The organism is Solibacillus sp. FSL H8-0538 (assembly GCF_038003525.1).
Taxonomy (GTDB): domain Bacteria; phylum Bacillota; class Bacilli; order Bacillales_A; family Planococcaceae; genus JBBOPI01.
Window position 1 is genome coordinate 1,824,140 of the sequence record NZ_JBBOPI010000001.1, and the last position, 21,195, is coordinate 1,845,334.

Below are 21,195 nucleotides of genomic sequence, written 5' to 3' on the forward strand. Positions count from 1 at the left end.
TAACTTAGGAGGGTTCTACTATGTTACATTACGAAAGAATTGGCGCGGGTGAGGTATTAGTGCTTGTTCATGGTTTTCTTGGAGGCAATACCATTTTTAGCAAAGTGATTGAACGACTTCAGCAACACTTTGACGTCATTCGTATTGATTTACCTGGGCACGGGAAAAGTGCGATGGAGCGAGTGCAGTATTCGGTTTATGATTATGCCGAGGCTATAGCAGAAGTACTAAAGCATGAATATGTGGAGAAGGCATACTGGCTCGGGCATTCGATGGGCGGCTATATTACACTAGCGGCACTAGAGAAGAACTTGGCGCCAATAACAAAGGTGGTACTCGCATATTCTTCGGATGCTTCGGATACGGACGAGGCTAAGGAAAAACGCACGGAGCAGCAGGAAAATCTTCGCCAAGATGGTGTGAAACCACTCGTTGACCGCGTCATAGCAGCATTTTTTGCAGACGATGCGCGTGAAGAAGATATTCAGTTCGCCAAGGAAGTGGCTTATGCAGGAACAGAGGACGGGCTTATTGCAGCGCTACAAGCTATGAAAGAGAGGCCAGATCAGCGCGACTTTCTTCAAAAAATTAGTACGCCAATTTTATTGTTGCAGGGCAGTGAAGATAAAATTGTCAAGCCGATTGAATTAGGCAATTCAAACATTAAGAAAGTGATAACAAAAACAGGTCATCTTGGCATGCTAGAAGATCCAGATGCCTTTGTAAACGCAGTTGTAGGATTTTTAAAGTAAGCTCGGCATATGCTGAGCTTTTTATTTGGACTATAGAAATTTCATTGTTGTTAATATATCGCAATTTGTCTCAAACGGCGAAATTGACATACAACTTATTTGAAATTAAGTGAAAATGGCACTTATTTTTGGTTAAGTTGTATGTCCAAATCGTCTATTTTTATTTTTGGGGAAAATAAATTGCATTGTTGCTATTTTTCAGGGGATTTTTACTCGTATTCACGCCAAGCAAGCCACTAAATCTGTGGCTAGCAAAACGTCACCTCAATGTGACATCCCTTCAATGACTAACATCGAGTTGGCCTCAAGCGAGAATGCTTCAGAAAATCAAAATCAGCAAACTGATCTTCTATTTATTAACAGAGTTAAAAAGTTTGCATACGATATAACTAATACGTTATACTTTAAACCACAACGTGATAGTTTAGGAGTGATTCTTTGGGAACGAGAAACTAAAAATTGGTGAGTTAGCCAATCAATCAGCTGTCACAAAGCGGACGATAGATCATTATACAAACCTAGGACTTCTAACAGTTGAACGCTCTGTCTCAAATTATCGCTATTATGATAAAGAGATGATAGAACGAATTCATTGGATTGAAAAACTAAAGAAAACAGGTAAATCATTAGATGAGATTCGGGCTTTGCTTCAAGTTGAGACGTTAGTTGAAGAAGAAATAGATATTCAAGAAATTCGTCTGCAAATGCGGAAGCTTGAAAAAGATGTAGTCACGTTAATGGGCCAGATGGATGAAAAACAAATACAACAAATGAAAAAAAAGGTGTCGCCAGAAAGTGTGGCACTGATTCAATCACTATTATTGCTTGTACCTTAGGAGGTGACGTTCTACTCCAGAGTAGAACACTTTATTGACCATTATTAATTTAGCTATATTTACAATTTTAATTGCTTTAACGGCTTTCTTCGTCGCAACCGAGTTTGCCGTTGTAAAAGTACGACAGTCACGAATTGACCAACTTGTTGCGGAAGGAAAAAAAGGCGCACTCAATGCGAAACAGCTGACAACACATTTAGATGAATACTTATCTGCCTGCCAGTTAGGAATTACCGTAACGGCACTTGGTATTGGTATGGTTGGCGAATCAACATTTGAATTTATATTACACCCGCTATTTGAAACGATAGGTATTCCAAAAGATAATATTCATTTCTTTACAGTAGGTGCTGCGTTTGTAATTGCAACATTCCTACATGTAGTAGTAGGTGAATTAGCACCAAAAACAGTTGCAATTCAAAAGGCAGAGCAAGTTACTTTATTATTTGCGAAACCTATTATGATTTTCTACAAAATTTTGTATCCATTTATTTGGTTCTTAAATGGTTCTGCACGTGTACTAGTAGGTTTATTTGGCATGAAGCCTGCAAGTGAACATGAGCTATCTCATACAGAAGAAGAGCTACGTCTTTTACTATCAGAAAGCTTTAAATCTGGTGAAATCAATAAAAACGAATTAAAATACGTGAATAATGTATTTGAATTTGACGATAAAATTGCACGTGAAATTATGGTGACACGCACAGAAATAGTAGGTTTTGAGAAGAACACGTCATTCCAAGAAGTGCTTACGACCATTTCGGAAGAGCGCTATACACGTTATCCAATTTATGTGGGAGATCGTGATCAAATTATCGGATTTTTAAATATTAAAGACTTTTTAACACTAGGAATGAGCAATCGAATCACAGAGGAAAACTTCTCTTTAGAAAACTTTACAAATCCAGTCATTAATACGATTGAAACAACGCCAATACATGTATTACTTCAAAAAATGCAAAAAGAACGTATCCATATGGCGATTCTATTGGATGAATATGGCGGTACGTCAGGATTAGTGACAGTTGAAGATATTTTGGAAGAGCTAGTTGGTGAAATTCGTGATGAATTTGATGGAGATGAAATTCCTGACATTCGTAAAGTCGGGGAAGACCATTACATCATTTACTCAAAGGTACTTTTAGATGATGTAGCTAAGCTGTTAAATATCGATTTAAAAAATAATGCAGTCGATACAATCGGCGGTTGGTATTTCACACAAGATACCGAATTAGACGTAAAGAAACCGATCAATTTCCAAGGCTATGCGTTTCACATTAAAGAAAAAGATGGTCATGTTTTACAATATATAGAAGTAAAAAAAGCAGAAAAACCAGCAACACTTGAAACCGTTTTAGTAGATTAACGTTTAAGAGAAGAAGGCATGCTAGATGTCTTCTTCTCTATTTGTATCAAGAGCAAGAAAAAAGCTATGGATAAGGGAATGAATTAAATGGACACTAGAGAACAATTAACAACACATTTGCAAGAAATTGAAGCGTGGGAAAAGGACCAAAAAGGATTATGGTTTTGGGAGAAGTTAGGCCGCCTACCTTTTAAGCTATTAGATAAGATGACACCGAGTTTCATCCAGGATAAAATTGGAGTATTGGTCGCTGAATTAGGGAGTTATATTCAAACCGGTGGAAAATATTTAATCAATGAACAATCCATGATTCAGAAAATACGTAATGAATCTTCCTATAAAGATATCCATACGATACCTGATATCGGGAAAATGCCCTTAGAAGATATGATTACGCTTAGTAAAAAACTTCAAAAGGATCGTGTGAAGTTAGCAACTGTACAAGGTGCTTCTACTGGCTTCGGTGGACTCTTTACACTGGTCATCGATATTCCTGTAATTTTAGGGATGGCATTGAAATCACTTCAAGAGATCGCAATTATTCACGGCTATGATCCAAATGATATACAAGAGCGTATTTTCATTGTCAAATGTCTACAATTCTCTTCGGCTGATATTGTCGGGAAGGAATCGATATTGAACGAACTTTCTTCCATGAATGAAAATAAAGATGCATCGGAAAATATGATTTCTCAGCTTAAAGGCTGGCAAGAAGTATTTTTTACATACCGTGATCAATTTGGTTGGAAAAAGCTCTTTCAAATGGTACCAATAGCGGGTATGATTTTCGGCGCATATGCAAACAAAGGCATGATTCAAGATATTACCGAAACAGGTATTATGCTTTATCGAAAAAGACGTATTTATGAAAAATTTAATGAAATAGAGCAAAGAGAAAATTCCGTGATTGAATAGCTTACGAATTTATAGCTTCTTACCATTTTGCAATAATAAGTTAATTAATGAATTTATTGAGATCCCCATCTAAGTAGCAATTTTACACATTTAGATGGGTTTTATCTATAAAATAAATTACCTAAAATTTGTCTTATCATATGTTTAACAGCACCTACTAATAACAGAAGGGAAGATGGGTGGCCGATGATTAACTAATCTGATTTGTAATATTTGAAAATTATTTTTCAAAGTACAGAATTGGATTAGTCTGCCCATTTTTCTTTAAGCTATTGTTTAAATAGCTCTATTTGGTGGGCAAAATAGGACTAATCCTTCCAAATTTATTTTGGGGGGATTTTATTGTTCCCCCTAATCGAGAGGGCGATAATATGCAAGAATTAGCTAAATTAAATAACGTCAAATTAGAACACGTAGATCGTATGCTATTGGAAAATGCAAATGCAACAATTAGTCACGGAGAGGTAATTGGTTTGATTGGACGTAATGGGGAAGGTAAATCTACATTACTACAACTGATACTCGGACATGTAAAACCAAAGAAAGGCCAAATTGAATGGAAAAATAATGAATTGGAAGTTTATTTAGTGGAACAAGAAATACAACATTATACTGCTGAACATATTAATGCACTCGAAGTTGCAATTATGGCAAAGTGGCATATACCTGATATTTCATATGAAAAGCTAAGTGGTGGGGAAAAGCTCAAAACACGTTTAGCAAAAGGTTTTTCATTAGTTCCACATATTTTGCTTCTTGACGAACCAACAAATCATTTAGATATAGAAAGTACAAAAATATTAGTGAACCAAATTAAAGATTATAAAGGAACAATTGTTGTCGTTTCCCATGATCGTTATTTTTTAGATCAAGTAGTGACTAAAATTTGGTCAATTGAACACCAAAAGCTGATTGAACAAAAAGGAAATTATTCGCACTATATAAATGTTCGTGAACAAAAGAGACGAACGCAACAAAAAGCGTATGAAAAACAACAAAAGAACATGGAACGGATTGAAAATCAAATGAATGAACTCTCTTCTTGGTCACAAAAAGCACATGCTCAATCAACGAAGCAAGAGGGCTTTAAAGAGCATTATCGTGTAAAAGCGAAACGAATGGATACGCAAGTGAAATCGAAGCGTAAACGTCTTACAAAAGAATTAGAGGTTGCAAAGGTTAACCGTGTTGAGGAAGATCAGGCTATCCAATTTTCACTAGAAGCAAATACAAAGGTTGGTAAACGATTTTTAGAAGTAAAAAATTTGAAAAAGACTTTTGGGGAACGGCTTTTATTTGAACGTACAAATTTCACTATTCAATATGGTGAAAAATTGGCGCTTATCGGTCTAAATGGTAGTGGAAAAACAACTTTTTTAAATATGGTGATGAGCAATGAGCAAGCTGAAGGTGAAATTTGGATTTCTCCATCTGCAAATATTGGCTATTTAACGCAACAAGTTTTTGATTTGCCATTAGAACAAACCCCCGCACAATTATTTGAACGAACATCTTTTCAAGAACGAGGCAAAGTGCAAAATTTAATGAAACATTTAGGATTTACTTCATGCCATTGGGATATACCAATTGAGCTGATGAGTATGGGGGAACGGATTAAGTGTAAGCTGATGCTATATATACTCGAAAAAAAAGATGTGCTGATTTTAGATGAACCGACCAATCATTTAGACTTACCGTCCAGGGAGCAATTAGAAATAGCATTAGCACAATATCATGGGACACTTATAGTCGTATCCCATGATACCTATTTTTTAGAAAAAATAACAAACAACCAATTGCTTTTCGAAAATGGGCGTATTGTGAAAAAGATAAGTTCTTCAAGTGAAATACTAGATTCAGTAGAAGAATTACGGTTAAAACTTGAAACCGCACGACAAGAAGTATTGGGAAAACTAAGTTTCTTATCCCCAACCAGTCCTGAATACAAAGAATTGGATGCAAAGTTTTTTGAATTGACGAAACAAATTAAACGCTTAGTAGATCAATAATGAAATTACCTGCTTTCAATAATGATAATAATAATAATTCGAGATACGAAATCCTTGGCGCCTACATGAGGATTTCCGCTTGAAGCAACAAATGGGCGTGTGCGGTTTCCTGAGCATTGTCATGATTGTTGAGAATAATAAACGTCTTAAACTAGTTGGGCAACGCCGCGATGGGGATTATGCGGCTGTCCTTGAAAAATTACTCGGTGCTCCTGTGACAGCACGTCCAATTCCTGTATTAGCAGAAGTACTTAAAAAGGAAAAGTGCTTATTCGCAAAGAAAATTGAAGTGCTTTATGATGTAGCACCGGTTGAACTAAGAGCGTTCATATCACAAGAACTTTCAGCAACACAATTCGAAGTCCAAGAAATTTTAAGCCAGCGCTATTACGAGTATAAATATAATCAAAAATGAGCTACGCAGGCGTGCGTAGCTTATTTTTACTTATCCATATAATTTTTAATAAGGTAACAACACCAATTACATTGCTGATTTTGTTTTAGATTGGCAAGCATCCCATTGACAATGGCTGGTCGTGGAGTTGCAAGCTGTAGCTGCTCGGCTAAAACTGTTAGTGAATCAAGCTCTACTGGATCTGTAAGATTGCTTTCCAGTTCTTCAATTTCCTCCAAAATAGCTTCCTTTGTTACTGTACCAGTTTGAGAAAACATTTTAACCATTGTCTCCGTAACAAAAGTCTGCTTCGAATGGTTTGCTAGTATATTAGTTTTTTCAACTAAGCTTTTTGATAGTTCCTCTAATTTAAAATCCTTCTTTAATGAGTACAGCACTTGGGCATAGGATTTAATAAATCCTTTTATTATAATCATCAAATCATACTTTGTCTGTTCAACAAGTTCACCATATAACTCGTCAATTAATTGAAGTAACGCTTTATTTGAAACATTTTCATAAAATGTGACCTTTTCTAGAAATTCCTCACTTATAGTCTGAACTGGTTCTTTTATAAATAGCTCTGCAAAGCCCGCATAACGCTCCAACACCTTAAACGTAGATACATAATATAAAAACAGCTTTTCTTGTGGATTTTTTATATGACTGACTGCTTGGTCAATCTGCTCAATGATGTTTTTCATAAAGTAATCAATCATCGCCAATATGAGTTCATCTTTTGATTTGAAGGATAAATAAAAAGCGCCTTTTGATATTCCACAATGCTCCGTGATTTGCTGAACAGACGTCGCTTCAATGCCTCTTACAGCAAACAATTCGATCGCTGAATCAATAATTAATTGTTTTTTTGTCATAATATTTCGACGCTCCTTTAAATTGACAATTGACTAATTAGTCATTAGTATAGATTGTGGTAATAAGTAAGTCAAGAAAGGTAAGGTGTACAGGTGAGATCTCTAGTAAACTTCGTCCTGAAAAACAAGCTCGCAGTATGGTTATTAACAATCATCATTACTGTTTCGGGTATTTATTCAGCGACACGCATGAAAATGGAAACCATTCCGGATATTTCGATTCCTTACTTAATGGTTATGGACATTTATCCTGGGGCAACTCCAGAGCAAGTGATGGAAGGTGTATCTATACCTTTAGAAAAAGCAATTGAAAATTTAGAAGACATTAAAGGTGTTTACTCTACATCGAGCTCGAACATGTCTAGTATTCAAGTTGAATATGAATACGGCATTGATATGGACGAGAAAAAACGTCAGTTAGAGTCAGCACTGGATGCAGTAACATTACCTGAAGGTGCACAAGAGCCGACAATTATGGCGATTAGCATGAATATGATGCCAGTTGTTGCGTTATCTGTTAGTAGTTCAGAAGAAGATATTGTTGAATTAACATCAACAGTAGAAAACATGCTACTGCCAAAAATCGAAAAAATTGAAGGTGTCGCATCTGCCACGATTACTGGGCAGCATATTGAAGAAGTAGCCTTCACTTATAATCAAGAAAAAATGGCTAAACTTGGGCTAACTGAAGAAACAGTGAAACAAATGATCCAAGCAAGTGATTTAGCGATGTCTCTAGGTTTATATGAGTTTGAAGCAGGCGAGCAAGTTGTTTCAATAGACGGTAAATTTACGACACTCAAAGACTTAAAAGGCTTGTTAGTTCCGGTAACACCTTCTGCAGCAAATCCATCACCATTTGTTACATTAGGTGATATCGCTACTATCGAAACAGTTGGTCGTGTACAATCCGTCTCTCGTACGAACGGAGAAGATGCAATTGCGATCCAAATCGTGAAAGGTCAAGAAGCAAACACTGTAACGGTAGTAAATGCTGTTAAGGACCTAATCGAAGAAGAACAGGAACGCATTAGCGGTCTACATATTGATGTTACATTAGACCAAGGTGCGCCTATTGAAGATTCCGTTTTCACAATGATCGAGAAAGCGGTATTCGGTGGACTAATCGCGGTACTAATTATTCTACTATTCTTACGTGATTTCAAATCAACAATTATTTCGATTATTTCAATTCCAGTTTCGATCTTTATTGCATTACTGTTATTGAACTGGATGGACATTACGTTAAATATTATGACGCTCGGTGCGATTACCGTTGCGATTGGTCGTGTCATTGATGACTCAATCGTCGTAGTTGAAAATATTTATCGTCGTATGCATTTAGAAAAAGAAAAATTATCTGGCCGCGCACTGATTCGTGAGGCAACGCTTGAAATGTTTAAACCAATTATGTCGTCTACGCTTGTAACGGTGGCTGTATTTGCACCCTTATTATTCGTTGGAGGTATGGTTGGTGAGTTATTTATGCCATTCGCTTTAACGATGGCTTTTGCATTAGGCGCGTCTCTGCTTGTAGCGATTACAATCGTACCAGCGTTATCTCATTTCCTATTCCGCAAAAAACTATATAGCGAAAAAACAGCAGGCAACCATAAAGAAGTCGGCAAGCTTGCATTATGGTATAAAGGTATTTTAGAAAAAGTACTAAACCATAAAATCATCACATCAATTATTGCAGTAGTACTATTAGGTAGTTCACTTGCATTAACACCACTAATTGGTTTTAGCTTCATGGGTTCTGAGGAAGAAAAAGTAATGTACTTAACGTACACACCAAAAACAGGCGAACTGAAAGATAAAACACTTGAAAATGTTGCAGCGATCGAAGAAGAGCTAATAAAACACGAAGATATTAATATTGTGCAAGTATCCGTAACAGATAGCGACAGTGTTGATATGGCATCTGCTATGATGGGCGGCGGCGCTGGTGGTGCATTGATGTACCTAATTTTTGACCCAGAAATGGAAGACTTCCCAGCAGCACGTGAAGAAATCGAAGAATATTTATTTAATATTGGGCAATCGGGAGAATGGAAGACACAAAACTTCTCAGCCATGTCTATGTCATCAAACGAGGTAACATATACATTTTATAGTGAAGACTTAGATAAATTAAATACAACTGTACAACAGGCAGAACAGGCATTACTGAAAGTAGAAGGCCTTGAAGACATTGAATCAAATGCTGAAAACGCTTATGTAGAAAACGTCTTTAAAGTAGACCAAAAAGAAGTGCTACAATACGGCTTAACTACAGGTCAAATTGTTATGGCATTATCGACTACAGCTATCAAAGAAGTACTAACAACTGTAGTAAAGGACGGCAATGAACTTGAAGTCATCGTACAGCAAGAACAAGCATCAATCCCAAAAACATTAGATGAATTACTAGCGACAGAAATTCAAACAGCAGTTGGTCCAATGCCACTTTCACAACTTGTTACAGTGGAAGAAGACACAGCATTAAACACACTAGCTCGTAGCAAAGGTGAATACTATGCGAGTGTAACAGCAAAAATTTTAGACGATGATATTTCAAAAGCAACGTCTGCAGCAGATAAAGAAATAGATAAACTTGATTTACCAAAAGGCGTAACGATGGGTGTTGGCGGTGTTGCTGCAGATATGGCAGAAACATTTACACAACTTGGAATTGCGATGCTTGCTGCGATTGCGATCGTTTACTTCATCTTAGTTGTCACATTCGGTGAAGGTCTTGCACCATTTGCGATTCTATTCTCATTACCGTTCACAGTTATCGGATCTTGGGTAGGGTTACTACTTGCAGGCGAAACGATTTCAGTATCGGTTCTGATGGGGCTACTCATGTTGATCGGTATTGTGGTCACGAATGCGATTGTACTTGTTGACCGCATAATCAAAATGGAGCATGCTGGAATGACAATGCGCGAGGCCATTTTAGAAGCCGGGGCAACACGTTTACGTCCAATTCTGATGACGGCGATCGCGACAATTGGTGCTTTAGTGCCAATGTTATTTGGTGCTGGTGGTGGCGGCCTAATTTCTAAAGGTCTTGCAGTTACCGTAATTGGCGGTTTAACAAGTTCAACAATTTTGACACTTGTTATCGTACCAATCGTATACGAAGTGTTATCAAAACTATTCAAGAAAAATCGTAAAGATATCGAAGAAAACTAATAACTGATTTTTACAGCCTGCGAGGTTTATTCGCAGGCTGTTTTTTTGCGATTATTGCAATGTTTTTGAATGAATTTAACAAATATTTCTATTTCACCAATATTTCTCACTTTCTTCATTCTTATTTCACAGCTGTTATTTATGATAGTTACAGATTAAATATTTGGAGGTAAGTCGAAATGAAAAAGTTTTTATTAGCAAGCGTGCCTGTAATTTTTTTGCTTGGCGCGTGTGGCTCAGATGAAGACGCTTTGAACAAAGATGAAGCGACGACAACTGAGGCGGTACAAGTAGAGAACGAACATGCGGAAGCCGAAGTTGCACTACAAGGTGAGCGTGAATGGGAAGTAGATGAACGCTTGCAAGAACCAGATGAACACACGATTTGTGAAATGTGTAATATGAAAGTGTATATGAAGGAAGAAGAAATGGGCGTGTTCTCTGCACAAGCTGTGAAAACGGACGGCTCGATTGCCTTTTATGATGATATCGGTTGCTTACTAAATGCAGAATATGCACATAAGGAAACAAATGAAAAATTCGTCCGTGATTATACAACGTTAAACTGGATCAATGTCGAAGAAGCTTACGGTGTAAAAACATCATTAAAATCTCCGATGAACTGGGGCTATATTTTCTTTAAATATGAAGAAGATGCACTAAACTATATAACTGAAAATTCAGATGCAGTGTTAGCTGAACTTGAAACAATCCGTGAAGAAGGTATCACACGCTATGAGAAAAAACATGCGATGGACGGTAGCGAAACGCATGAAATGAACACAGACATGCACGGTGAAGCTTCAGAAGAATCTCATAATCATTAATATAGATAAATAAACTAGTGAACCCACTAGTTTATTTTTCGTGGTCAAGAAACACATAAGAAAGGACAACCATTCACCTAATTTAGGGCGATGTGTCTTTCTATTGGAGGCATTATGAAATCTAAACTAATGTTATTATTATTGCTGTACTTTTTAGTAAAGGCTAATTCTTGCTTTGCAGAATCTTTACAGCCATTGATCGATGCTACTCCTAGCGGTGGCCAGCTCCAGCTTGAAAATAAAGCCTACAATGGACCTGGGACGATTACCAAGCCTATTAAAATTATTGGCGATGAAGAAACAGTAATTCGCGCAGAAACAACAGCCATTATAATAAAAAATACAACGAACGTTACATTACAAAATCTTCATATACCGAATAGCCATGAAGGTGTAAAAGTATTCGAGAGTGAAAATATTGTGTTCCAGCAGCTAGAAATTATCGGTGGGGACGGACATTATTCTAAAAAAGGGAATGGTATATCCTTTTATAATGTCAAAAATGCTACGGTTACACATAGTTTGATTCAATCGATGCAGGACGGAATTTATTTGGAGTCTAGTGAGGCACTAACAATTGAAGACAACCAATTACTGAACGGACGCTATGGCATCCACTTTATGTACTCGAACAATGCAGAAGTCATGGATAACCGAGCCGCGGATAATGTAACCGGCATGATGGTAATGATGGTGGATCAATTAACAATTCATCACAATACAATTGAGCAGCAAAACAACTTAAATAGTAATGGGGTGTTCCTGTATGAAGTATCGAATGTCGATGTGCAAAATAATGTGATTCGTGAAAATACGATTGGACTCATTTTACAGAAAGTTGTGGACAGTAGTATGACGGCCAATTCCTTTTACGCAAATGGCACAGCCGTACAGGCAATGAAATCTGGGTGCGTCTCACTTCGTGAAAATACGTTTAGTGCCAATATTTTATCAGCACGCTCTGATGCTGAAGGCGCAATTTTTGAACAGAATACTTACGATGATTACAAGGGCAATGATTTTGATGGAAATGGCATAGGAGATACAGCACATGCACTTGCCCAAAGCTTTGGTCAGTGGATGATACGTCAGCCTTCGTATCAATATTTCATTGAATCACCAAGTGTTGTCTTACTAAACACTTTAGATGCGCAAATTAATCATACAAGTGAGCAAACGTTAACTGACAGTACCCCGAAAATAACCGAGGCAGGCAGTATACAATGGAAACTGAATTTTCAGCAGCTATTGGTCGGAATTAGCGGGTTATTATTGACTTTGTTTTTATGGAGGAAGAACATTCAATGAAAAAACTACTCTTTATACTGACAGCCTGCTTCTTAGTTGGTTGCAGTGAGCAAACATACGAACCACATGATATTAAACCCGAAACAGATATTTGTAAAATTTGTAATATGAGCATTACCCATTCCGAATTTGCAGGTCAAATTGCGTTTAAAAACGGCGATTATGATGTGTACGACGATATCGGTTGTTTAATGAGCTATATTATTGACAACGGGGATGCCGAAATTGGAAAAGCATTCATTAAAGATGCAAATACTAATGTTTGGATGGATGTATATAGTGCTACTTACATTTACTCACAAGACTACTGGACTCCGATGAATTATGGGATTTTGGCATTTGGTGATGAACAAGCTGCGGATGCATACATGGCGGAACATGGTGAAGGTCAAAAACTTCAATATGAAGACCTGCTAACATTTAAGTGGGGGATTCATGTACATTGAGGAATAAAAGCTTTATAGCGCTCGAATGTAAGCAGCTTTTCCGCAGCCGCTGGATTCAAATAGTGAGCGTATTATTTACTGTACTTTTTACCTCTATTATTGTCATACAACAACTAGCCATGCCAGACATTGAAGGTTTTTCAAGACAAACCGCAGCATTATTAAACGGCTTGCTATTTTTACTACCACTGTTTTTATTAACACTTGGTAGTATGAATGTCGCAAGTGACGTAGAGACGGGCTGGTTCGGATTATTAATGACTTATCCAGTAACGGTTTCGCAATATGTGCGCTCGAAGTATAGCGCTATTTTATTTACATTTAGTCTCATGGTCGTGCTCGCGCTCAGTGTAGTTTTTCTAATTGGGGGCAGTATTGGCGGGGTGAAGTTACCGCTCGTTTTTATATTCCTGACAACCGAAACGATTTTGATTTTTGCCTCCATTAGTGTTGCGCTCGGAAGTATGGTAAAAAATCGCTTACATGCCCTCGCCGTCGCACTAGGTGTATGGGTAGTGGTGACACTATTATTCTCGTATATTATTATGGCAGTTGGAACAGTCATTGCTGGACATATGCTACAAAAATTAACGATTGTACTCATTCATTTAAATCCACTGGAATGGATTCGCTTTAGCTATTTTTTATATACTGATCAAACAGCTGTGCTCGGTCCATCATTTTATGATTTTTCAAACTTCTATCAATCAACAGTCGGGTTGATTTTGTATGTCGTCTTCACAGCTTTATGGATTGTAGTTCCGTTATTGTTTGCACGATTAAACTTGAGCAAAAAGGGAGGTAGTAACCGATGATTCACGTTCAACAAGTTTCAAAAGTATATAAAAACGGACGCGGGTTGCACTCGCTGGATGTTACGCTTCATGAAGGACGAATTACCGCACTTGTTGGGGCAAACGGGGCAGGGAAAAGTACATTTATTCAGCTATTAACAAAGCAGCTCTTTCCATCGAGTGGTGCGATTGACTGGCAAGATGTCAATGAAATCCGCTACATGCCGGATGATTTGCAGTTCCCTCCAACTTTAACTGCTCAGGAAATTTTGCAAATGCTCGGACGTTTAAAAGGAGCTACGCAGGAAGAACAGGACGCCGTATTAGAACAGGTAGGGTTAATGGATGCGAAAAAGTTAAAAATCGGTCACTTTTCTAAAGGCATGCGCCAGCGTCTAAATCTTGCACAAAGTTTACTCGGGAATGGTAAGTTTTTCATATTAGATGAACCGACAAATGGGCTGGATCCGTACTGGATTGCACGATTAAAAGATATGCTAATCGTCGAAAAAGCACGAGGTACAATTATAGTATTCTCAACGCATTTACTTTCACTCGCACAAGAGCTGGCAGATGAGGTAGTACTCATTGACCAGGGGCGGCTACTTGCAAGAGGGTCTGTGCAGCAGCTACTTGATGAAAATAACTGCAATCATTTGGAGCAACTATGGCTTCAGTTTTATAAGGAGCGAACACTATGAAGAAATGGATTGGACCAGCAATTATCCTCATTCTAGTAGGAATCTTTGTCTTCTCCTATGGAACAAAAGAATCTGTTCCACAAAAAACGGAGCTGGCAATGGATGCAACAGGCAAACGTACGATGGTCGCTACTGATTTTTCATTATCCACGCTAGACGGTCCTGACATGTCACTGAAAAGTACGCGCGGGAAAAAGGTCATTTTAAACTTTTGGGCAACTTGGTGTGAGCCTTGTCGAAGTGAAATGCCCCATATGCAGGCGTTTTATACTAACCATCAAGATGAATTCGAAATTTTAGCCGTGAATTTAACGCATAAAGATAATAGCATTGAGAAAATTACTAGCTTTGTAAAGAACATGCAGCTTACATTCCCAGTTTTACTCGATGAAGAGGGAGATATAAGTACAAGGTACGGTGCTTTTACCGTTCCAACAACATTTATTTTAAATGAACAAGGTGAAATTTTGCATGAAATCGCTGGCCCCATGGACGAAGCTTTTTTAGACAAGCTTTTGGTGGAAGAATAAGTTCAAAGGAATATAGGACATCATCTCGCCCTATTCCTTTTAACAACAAATAATTGGTATAATTTGACTTTATTTGCACGCTCATTTATAAAAAAGAGAGAGACTATTTTTTGTGGTAAAGAAAGTACCACTTTTTTTACCGCAGGATAAAGGACAACCTATCGCACTATTTTGGATAGAGATATGTCTTTCTAAGAAATGGGGGGTTATAATGTATAAAGCTTATTGTCGTACTTATCAGCGAACATTTAAATTGGCGTCAGGCTTTTTAAATTGGCGTAAACCAGAATTATTAGAAGGAGAAAATAGTTTACTCAAATTACCAGAATTAGTGAAACAGAAAGGCATCAGACGTGTGTTAGTCGTGACAGATCAAGGTATTGCCGCACTTGGGCTAATGGAACCGTTATTAGTAGGGCTAGAAACAGAAAATATTCAATATGTCATTTACGATAAAACGGTACAAAACCCAACGATTACTAATATTGAAGATGCCTATAACATGTACCGGATTCATTACTGTGAAGGTATTATCGCCTTTGGTGGTGGCTCACCAATTGACTGTGCCAAAGGGGTAGCTGCACGTTTAGCACGTCCAAATTTGCAAATTCCGCAAATGAAAGGTCTATTAAAGATTCGAAAAGAAATTCCTCCGTTTTTCGCAATTCCAACAACAGCGGGAACAGGGAGTGAGGGGACGGTAGCAGCGGTAGTGTCCAATAGTGAGACACATGAAAAATATGCGATTAACGATCCCGTCCTAATCCCGCACTTTGCCGTACTAGATCCATTATTAACCGTGAACTTGCCAAAACATATTACGTCTACAACTGGAATGGATGCACTAACCCATGCAGTCGAAGCGTATATTGGGCATAGCAATACGGACGAAACACGCGCATATAGTCGTGAGGCCACAAAACTAATTTTCGAAAACTTATTTATTGCATATATAGATGGAAATAACATTGAAGCGCGTAAAAATATGCAACGAGCAGCTTATTTAGCAGGTATGGCCTTTACTCGCGCATATGTTGGTAATGTGCATGCAATTGCTCATACGCTTGGAGGTTTTTATGGGTTTCCGCATGGCTTAGCGAATGCTATTATCTTGCCTTATGTGCTCGAATTTTACGGTGAAACGGTTTACAAGCCTCTCGCAGAACTTGCTGACTTAGTCGGTATTCGGGCACCGCAAGATTCGGAGGAACAAAAGGCGAAGCAATTTATTGAGGCTATTAAACAATTAAACAAAGATATGAATATCCCAGATAAAGTAGAAGGCATCGTGAATAGAGATGTACCATTAATGGTTGAACGTGCACTAGCTGAAGCAAACCCACTGTATCCAGTACCTAAAATACTGAATAAAAATGAAATGTTCTATCTATATCAAATTATCCAACCCTAATTAAAAACATAACGGGAAAAAGCATGTATACACATGCTTTTTATTTTTGTTAAGGAAATAAACATCCGGAGCGAATCAGACTCCATATTTGATAAATTAGTATTTGTTATGCATAGAATAATTGGGTAATGGATGAAACTGTTTATGCGCATCTACAAAAGGATCTTTAGCAGGAGGGCAACAAATGGGGCTCATGGGGGACACTGAATGCTCTTTTCGTTTCTTTTGAGTTGCATAAAGATTTTCAATTTAAGGGTAGCTCAAAATGCTGTTATTTTGGCTGTACATTCAAGGAGGTAACAAAGTGGGTAAAATCATGCAGGTGATATTGACTGGGCAAAAGCGGCTAAAGAAGTTTCGCTTGCTATAATTCGCACACAATATGGTACTAGTATCATTGACCGTAAATACATACAGAATATAGAAGGTTGTCAGGAAAACAGAATCCCTTTTGGTGTGTATATTTACGTAACATACACAAATAAATCAGAAGCATTAAATCAAGCTGAAGATTTCTATAACCGTGCAAAACCATTCAATCCGTTGTTTTACGTAGTTGATGTAGAGGAGCAAACAACCTCAAGTATTCACCAGTTAGTAGAAGCAACGCAGTCTTTCATTGATTATTTAAAAGACCTTGATATCAAAGTGGGCTTTTACACGGGGCATCACTTTTATGAGCCTTACCGAATGAACACCATAAAAAATTATGATTTCCTCTGGATACCGCGTTATAGTGCCACAAAATCCAAATATGCATGCGATTTATGGCAATATACGGATAGCGGTTCGGTAACTGGCATTAAAGGGAACGTCGATTTGAATTTGATAAATGGCAACAAAAACTTAGAATGGTTTACGGAAGGTGGACAGCAAGAATTGGAATTCACAGGGAAAACATTAAGAAATATGTACGAAAAACGACGTGCTTCTAAGTCGACAATGGCATTACTTGACGATGCCGCACAAAAGATCCTCGGTTTCAAATCGAAACTCAAAGAAGATGGGACACTAGCAGATGGGGATCAAGCGATCATTGCTACTGAATTAGCGGTTCATTTTTATAAACAGCATAAGGAATTGCAAAATAAGGATTTGATATAATATCCATCGCTATGTACATTGTGAAGTTGCTTTCTAAAGAGGTACAAAATGATCACGTTCAAACAAAAGTATAGCTAGAGATGACGTTAATGATTATTAGTGAAAAACAAGTATAAATTCGTTATGTGGAGACAAACCAAATGCATATTGTCTACCATGCAAACTAGTTAATTTGTTGTGGTATAAGGCTAGAAACGTTGATATAAAAATGTTTCTAGCCTTTTCTTATACCTGGGACCCTCTTTAGACCGGAAATTTAGATAAAAAACGAGAATGAGCTTTTGATTGCTCACATTATGATTGAGTAAAGTACCAGTTGTTAAAGTCATGGCTTAAGAAGGGCACTGTACTTTCATTAAAGCACTAAAGGTGTGGTTGAAAATTACTTAGGATTAATTTGGTTCTGGGCTTTTTTTGTTAATTTATCAAAAACAAGGTGATAGGAATGCAGAATTAGATTTTCTACTAGGTCGTCAGATAGATTTGAATCAAAATAAATAGAGTTCCAATGTGTCTTATTCATATAATACCCAGGAATAATGCCTTGATAGGTTTCTCGTAACTCTTCAGCACGAGAAGGGTCGCATTTTAAAGTGATGATAGGCTTTCTTTCAGAGTCTCCTCCCATCATCGCAAACATCTTTCCGCCAACATGATAACGATCCGCTTGCCATTCAACTTGGTAATCATGTGTCGTTCCGGGTAGTGTCAGACAAAATGATTGAAGTCTAGATTTCTCCATATAACAGCCTCCTTTTTATAAAACGAATTCTATATACTCAAACTCTACTACATCTAGTATAATCAACAAATTATGTACTTAAATTAATTTTTTTGTAAATATAGCGGCTTTACTTGTAAAAAAATGAACGGGTTAATGCATCGTTTGCAGAAAAAACTTCATAAAAAATGACCGAAGTCCGTACACCTCAGTCAGAAAAATCATACCTCTATATTATACCACATGAAAGGAGGACAGAAATGTGAAGCAGATGATTAAAATCATTCGCCTGGTGGACTTAGAAAAGCAGTATGAGGAAATCTTATGGCTCGAGCTAGATTATGAGCTTGCTAGTTTGTTCAGTGCGATGCAACAAAATGATGTTGTTCAACAAGGTAAGAGTAAAAAACGATTGACGGAAATACAAGGTGAATTAGAAAGTTTACAATTGTACGCATAATAAAAAGCCGCAGCATAAGCTACGACCTGCTCTTGCATTAATTTAGGTGACACTTGATTATAGCAGGCGGGGGAGCAAATGGGCAAATTCATGGTATAGATTATATGATTAGTCACTATAACTGGTGGAAAAAATCTTTTGTTTGAAATGGATGTTATACGGCGGGCACCGAAGCATGAGTTCTTAGGGCATAGCAGGATACAGTGATGCGAAAAGTATTCGAACGGCTCAAGAATTTGATTGTATGGTGCAAGAGAACGTATTCAAAATGCACGGCTTAATGGAACTTGAATCCTATGTATATCCGTTAGAGATTGCATGTAACCCCTTGAACGAATTAGAACGTATTTGCAATTTAATAAGGTTGCAGTTTAGAATTAAAGGGAGGTCGAACAGCAAGACCAGACACCTCGGAAAGCCTTGTTTTTACCACAATAAAAACAAAGGGCTATAAGTTGCTAATATATCAAGGTCGTATCCATTAGGGTACGGCTTTTTCTATGCACAGAAAGAGGTGATATTATGCGGATTGACCTACAATATGAAAAATGCTGCCGTCCCACAGAAATGGAACAACAGCAAATAGACGAAAAAAGGACTGCTCTATGGTTGATAAGAAGGCAAGTTCAGTTTGCCCATGTGACGGTGAAATTAAACAGATGTACGAGTAAAAAGAGCGATTAGCGCAAAAGAGAGTTGCTTATGATTGCATAAATCGCTAGGTATAAAACTTATATTAATCACATTCGAGCCTCACTACTGGAATTGTGGGGCTTTATATATTGGATACAGTACGCGTGCAATTATAGAGAACACTCAGCAGCAGGTGATTGAGGTGAGGTTTATGGCCCGTGCAGTTTTTAGCGTATGAATAAATAAACTTTTTTTCTGTTAATTTAAAGGTTTCTTATTACCTGTGCCGAATTACCTGTTATGAGGTGATTTTATGGATGGATATGGAAATATTTTGTACCAGAAACCAGAAGAGCGAATAGCAGATCTTAAAAATGAGTGCATGGAAAGAAAGAACCAGGTCATAGATAAGGCCATGGTTGATGAGTTAATCGAGCGAATTGAAAGGCTTTGCTTAGGGGCGTCGAGATGACGTCCTTTTGCATGTCAACCGGGAGCGGCTCATCGAACGCTCCCTAGAAAGCGTCCAGCCAGAACGTAAATCAACCGAAGCTATGATGTAAAACTAGTAAAAAACAGACAATATTTAACGTTATTTGTCTTCTACAAGTTCTAATATATCCTCAATACGTGTAATGCCGAATACTTCACAAATTTTTTCGAGGTATTCTTTACGTATAGACTGTCGTTGATTATTCACTAATTCGCTAATAGCAGCTTGCCTTAACCCCGTCATTTCCGCTAATTGTACCTGAGTAACATTTCGTTCCTTCATTAGTTGCTTCAATTTCACTTCTAATCGCATAGTGTCACCTACTTCTCAATGTGATTGTAATTTCTATTAATCGAGTTATACGCATACCCTGAAAATTTATACTAGCTGTTCCAATTAATTAATCGGTACAACGACTGTTACATCTTCTCAGACAACCATCTTAACAAAACTATTTGTTCTTTTTGATTTTCAGTATAGCAATCTGCTACCAGGCGTAAACCTTTCACCGTAATGGAGCCATGAAACTATGCGAACGTTGCAACCGTAAATTACACTCTCAAAAATCAATGGATGTTTGCATGGGTCCAGTTTTTAAAAAGAAAGATGCTGCGGAACTAGTGCAGTAATGGTTTGAACGTAATCAAATCATAATTTTCGAGGTGATGGGCGATGAGGATTGTCACGTTGTACAAGCCGGATGATAGTGATGAGTTGATCTTAGCAGGGCACAAGAAGGATGAGGGAATCCTAGTACTGACTGCTACGCGAGGGTTATCGTTTACTCAGTCGTACACAGTACAACAAGAATTGGTTGCTCGTAATTGGTATAGCGATAATCCGAGAGCTGTTGTGACAATTGAGTGGGATGCTTGAATGGTGGCGAAGAAAGGGAGAAGTGATTAGGTGAAAGCAAAAAACCGGCAATAAAGATTGCCGGTTTAGGATAAATCAACTTAATTTGTATCGTTTTCGTAACCATTATTTGCAAATTGACCAGAAGCTTGTTTTTTGTTAGCTTCTGCTTGTTGGATTTGTTGTCTAATTTGGTTAACATCAGTCTCATTCCCGAATTCTTCGTTCATTGCATTCGGAGTTGCATTACGACCAGAAGCTTGTTTTTTGTTAGCTTCTGCTTGTTGGATTTGTTGTCTAATTTGGTTAACGTTTTGGTTGTTGTTATTATTTGGCATGAATTTCACCTCCTGAATTTAGTCTGTTCAGAAGGTGTTTTATTATCCTTAGATATTTTCTAATTTAGAAAATTGGTGATGTATCCACTAATACCCAAACCATGATAGGGAACCAAAAATGGGAATAGATTCTATCGATACGGATTGGAGTATAATCGATGATTTTTAATTACAAAAATAGGTGCAAGGAATTTGAAAATGAAAATGGGAAATGCAACGGAATTTTAATTGAACTTCTGAAAGGAAA

General features: G+C 37.5%; 21 protein-coding genes. 17 read left to right on the plus strand and 4 right to left on the minus strand.

Annotated elements, in window-relative coordinates; all coding sequences use genetic code 11:
• Window positions 1-20: 20 nt before the first annotated feature.
• The 6 genes from MHH87_RS08585 (at window position 21) to MHH87_RS08610 (ending at window position 6,293) form a co-directional block, all read left to right on the plus strand.
• Window positions 21-752 carry an alpha/beta fold hydrolase gene (locus tag MHH87_RS08585; RefSeq protein WP_340748900.1) on the plus strand — a complete coding sequence of 244 codons (732 nt, stop codon included), beginning with the start codon at window positions 21-23 and terminating at the stop codon, window positions 750-752.
• Between the two features lie 500 nt (window positions 753-1,252).
• Window positions 1,253-1,588, plus strand: coding sequence for a MerR family transcriptional regulator (locus MHH87_RS08590; protein ID WP_445683120.1), 336 nt, complete (start codon window positions 1,253-1,255; stop codon window positions 1,586-1,588).
• A 34-nt stretch (window positions 1,589-1,622) separates the two neighbouring features.
• Window positions 1,623-2,954, plus strand: a complete 1,332-nt coding sequence (locus MHH87_RS08595) for a hemolysin family protein (RefSeq protein WP_340748901.1) — start codon at window positions 1,623-1,625, stop codon at window positions 2,952-2,954.
• Window positions 2,955-3,041: 87 nt separating this feature from the next.
• Window positions 3,042-3,869, plus strand: coding sequence for an EcsC family protein (locus tag MHH87_RS08600; RefSeq protein WP_340748902.1), 828 nt, complete (start codon window positions 3,042-3,044; stop codon window positions 3,867-3,869).
• A 371-nt stretch (window positions 3,870-4,240) separates the two neighbouring features.
• Entirely contained in the window at window positions 4,241-5,878 is a 1,638-nt protein-coding gene (gene abc-f / locus MHH87_RS08605; protein ID WP_340748903.1) for a ribosomal protection-like ABC-F family protein, read from the plus strand.
• 79 nt (window positions 5,879-5,957) lie between these two features.
• Window positions 5,958-6,293 carry a hypothetical protein gene (locus MHH87_RS08610; protein ID WP_340748904.1) on the plus strand — a complete coding sequence of 112 codons (336 nt, stop codon included), beginning with the start codon at window positions 5,958-5,960 and terminating at the stop codon, window positions 6,291-6,293.
• A 26-nt stretch (window positions 6,294-6,319) separates the two neighbouring features.
• Here MHH87_RS08610 and MHH87_RS08615 read toward each other — a convergent pair whose 3' ends face one another.
• Window positions 6,320-7,147, minus strand: coding sequence for a TetR/AcrR family transcriptional regulator (locus MHH87_RS08615; protein ID WP_340748905.1), 828 nt, complete (start codon window positions 7,145-7,147; stop codon window positions 6,320-6,322).
• Window positions 7,148-7,240: 93 nt separating this feature from the next.
• On the opposite strand from MHH87_RS08615, the gene MHH87_RS08620 reads away from it, so the two are divergent.
• The 9 genes from MHH87_RS08620 to MHH87_RS08660 all read left to right on the plus strand — a co-directional run bounded on the left by MHH87_RS08620 (window position 7,241) and on the right by MHH87_RS08660 (window position 17,448).
• Window positions 7,241-10,327: an efflux RND transporter permease subunit gene (locus tag MHH87_RS08620; protein ID WP_340748906.1), complete on the plus strand. Its 3,087-nt coding sequence runs from the start codon at window positions 7,241-7,243 to the stop codon at window positions 10,325-10,327.
• Window positions 10,328-10,506: 179 nt separating this feature from the next.
• Window positions 10,507-11,154: a nitrous oxide reductase accessory protein NosL gene (locus tag MHH87_RS08625; RefSeq protein WP_340748907.1), complete on the plus strand. Its 648-nt coding sequence runs from the start codon at window positions 10,507-10,509 to the stop codon at window positions 11,152-11,154.
• A 114-nt stretch (window positions 11,155-11,268) separates the two neighbouring features.
• The gene (locus tag MHH87_RS08630) at window positions 11,269-12,462 is read left to right on the plus strand and encodes a right-handed parallel beta-helix repeat-containing protein (protein ID WP_340748908.1); all 1,194 of its coding nucleotides are present in this window, start codon (window positions 11,269-11,271) and stop codon (window positions 12,460-12,462) included.
• A complete protein-coding gene (locus MHH87_RS08635; protein ID WP_340748909.1) occupies window positions 12,459-12,908 on the plus strand; it encodes a nitrous oxide reductase accessory protein NosL in 450 nt (149 codons plus the stop codon). The genes MHH87_RS08630 and MHH87_RS08635 overlap by 4 nt, the downstream gene beginning before the upstream one ends.
• On the plus strand, window positions 12,905-13,723 hold the full coding sequence (locus tag MHH87_RS08640; protein WP_340748910.1) for an ABC transporter permease: 819 nt from the start codon (window positions 12,905-12,907) through the stop codon (window positions 13,721-13,723). The genes MHH87_RS08635 and MHH87_RS08640 overlap by 4 nt, the downstream gene beginning before the upstream one ends.
• Window positions 13,720-14,403, plus strand: coding sequence for an ABC transporter ATP-binding protein (locus MHH87_RS08645; protein ID WP_340748911.1), 684 nt, complete (start codon window positions 13,720-13,722; stop codon window positions 14,401-14,403). Before MHH87_RS08640 ends, MHH87_RS08645 begins: the two co-directional genes overlap by 4 nt.
• Window positions 14,400-14,933 carry a TlpA disulfide reductase family protein gene (locus MHH87_RS08650; protein ID WP_340748912.1) on the plus strand — a complete coding sequence of 178 codons (534 nt, stop codon included), beginning with the start codon at window positions 14,400-14,402 and terminating at the stop codon, window positions 14,931-14,933. The genes MHH87_RS08645 and MHH87_RS08650 overlap by 4 nt, the downstream gene beginning before the upstream one ends.
• Window positions 14,934-15,144: 211 nt before the next feature.
• Window positions 15,145-16,344, plus strand: coding sequence for an iron-containing alcohol dehydrogenase (locus MHH87_RS08655; RefSeq protein ID WP_340748913.1), 1,200 nt, complete (start codon window positions 15,145-15,147; stop codon window positions 16,342-16,344).
• A 369-nt stretch (window positions 16,345-16,713) separates the two neighbouring features.
• Window positions 16,714-17,448 (plus strand): GH25 family lysozyme, encoded by a 735-nt coding sequence (locus MHH87_RS08660; protein WP_445683121.1) that lies wholly within the window; start codon window positions 16,714-16,716, stop codon window positions 17,446-17,448.
• 382 nt (window positions 17,449-17,830) lie between these two features.
• Here MHH87_RS08660 and MHH87_RS08665 read toward each other — a convergent pair whose 3' ends face one another.
• On the minus strand, window positions 17,831-18,190 hold the full coding sequence (locus MHH87_RS08665; protein ID WP_340748914.1) for an MmcQ/YjbR family DNA-binding protein: 360 nt from the start codon (window positions 18,188-18,190) through the stop codon (window positions 17,831-17,833).
• A 241-nt stretch (window positions 18,191-18,431) separates the two neighbouring features.
• Between MHH87_RS08665 and MHH87_RS08670 the strand changes: the two genes are divergently transcribed.
• On the plus strand, window positions 18,432-18,629 hold the full coding sequence (locus MHH87_RS08670; protein ID WP_340748915.1) for a hypothetical protein: 198 nt from the start codon (window positions 18,432-18,434) through the stop codon (window positions 18,627-18,629).
• Window positions 18,630-19,854: 1,225 nt separating this feature from the next.
• Here the strand turns inward: MHH87_RS08670 and MHH87_RS08675 are convergent.
• Window positions 19,855-20,067 carry a helix-turn-helix domain-containing protein gene (locus tag MHH87_RS08675; protein ID WP_340748916.1) on the minus strand — a complete coding sequence of 71 codons (213 nt, stop codon included), beginning with the start codon at window positions 20,065-20,067 and terminating at the stop codon, window positions 19,855-19,857.
• A gap of 360 nt (window positions 20,068-20,427) precedes the next feature.
• Here MHH87_RS08675 and MHH87_RS08680 point away from each other — a divergent pair, with 360 nt between their 5' ends.
• Window positions 20,428-20,631: a hypothetical protein gene (locus MHH87_RS08680; RefSeq protein ID WP_340748917.1), complete on the plus strand. Its 204-nt coding sequence runs from the start codon at window positions 20,428-20,430 to the stop codon at window positions 20,629-20,631.
• 80 nt (window positions 20,632-20,711) lie between these two features.
• On the opposite strand, the gene MHH87_RS08685 is transcribed toward MHH87_RS08680, so the two are convergent.
• On the minus strand, window positions 20,712-20,948 hold the full coding sequence (locus MHH87_RS08685) for a gamma-type small acid-soluble spore protein (RefSeq protein ID WP_340748918.1): 237 nt from the start codon (window positions 20,946-20,948) through the stop codon (window positions 20,712-20,714).
• Window positions 20,949-21,195 lie beyond the last annotated feature (247 nt).

Coding starts and splice junctions, on each gene's coding strand:
- MHH87_RS08585 (WP_340748900.1), top strand. CDS start 21: ATGTTACATTACGAAAGAATTGGCGCGGGTGAGGTATTAGTGCTTGTT.
- MHH87_RS08600 (WP_340748902.1), top strand. CDS start 3,042: ATGGACACTAGAGAACAATTAACAACACATTTGCAAGAAATTGAAGCG.
- abc-f (WP_340748903.1), top strand. CDS start 4,241: ATGCAAGAATTAGCTAAATTAAATAACGTCAAATTAGAACACGTAGAT.
- MHH87_RS08615 (WP_340748905.1), bottom strand. CDS start 7,147: ATGACAAAAAAACAATTAATTATTGATTCAGCGATCGAATTGTTTGCT.
- MHH87_RS08625 (WP_340748907.1), top strand. CDS start 10,507: ATGAAAAAGTTTTTATTAGCAAGCGTGCCTGTAATTTTTTTGCTTGGC.
- MHH87_RS08630 (WP_340748908.1), top strand. CDS start 11,269: ATGAAATCTAAACTAATGTTATTATTATTGCTGTACTTTTTAGTAAAG.
- MHH87_RS08635 (WP_340748909.1), top strand. CDS start 12,459: ATGAAAAAACTACTCTTTATACTGACAGCCTGCTTCTTAGTTGGTTGC.
- MHH87_RS08645 (WP_340748911.1), top strand. CDS start 13,720: ATGATTCACGTTCAACAAGTTTCAAAAGTATATAAAAACGGACGCGGG.
- MHH87_RS08650 (WP_340748912.1), top strand. CDS start 14,400: ATGAAGAAATGGATTGGACCAGCAATTATCCTCATTCTAGTAGGAATC.
- MHH87_RS08655 (WP_340748913.1), top strand. CDS start 15,145: ATGTATAAAGCTTATTGTCGTACTTATCAGCGAACATTTAAATTGGCG.
- MHH87_RS08665 (WP_340748914.1), bottom strand. CDS start 18,190: ATGGAGAAATCTAGACTTCAATCATTTTGTCTGACACTACCCGGAACG.
- MHH87_RS08675 (WP_340748916.1), bottom strand. CDS start 20,067: ATGCGATTAGAAGTGAAATTGAAGCAACTAATGAAGGAACGAAATGTT.
- MHH87_RS08680 (WP_340748917.1), top strand. CDS start 20,428: ATGAGGATTGTCACGTTGTACAAGCCGGATGATAGTGATGAGTTGATC.
- MHH87_RS08685 (WP_340748918.1), bottom strand. CDS start 20,948: ATGCCAAATAATAACAACAACCAAAACGTTAACCAAATTAGACAACAA.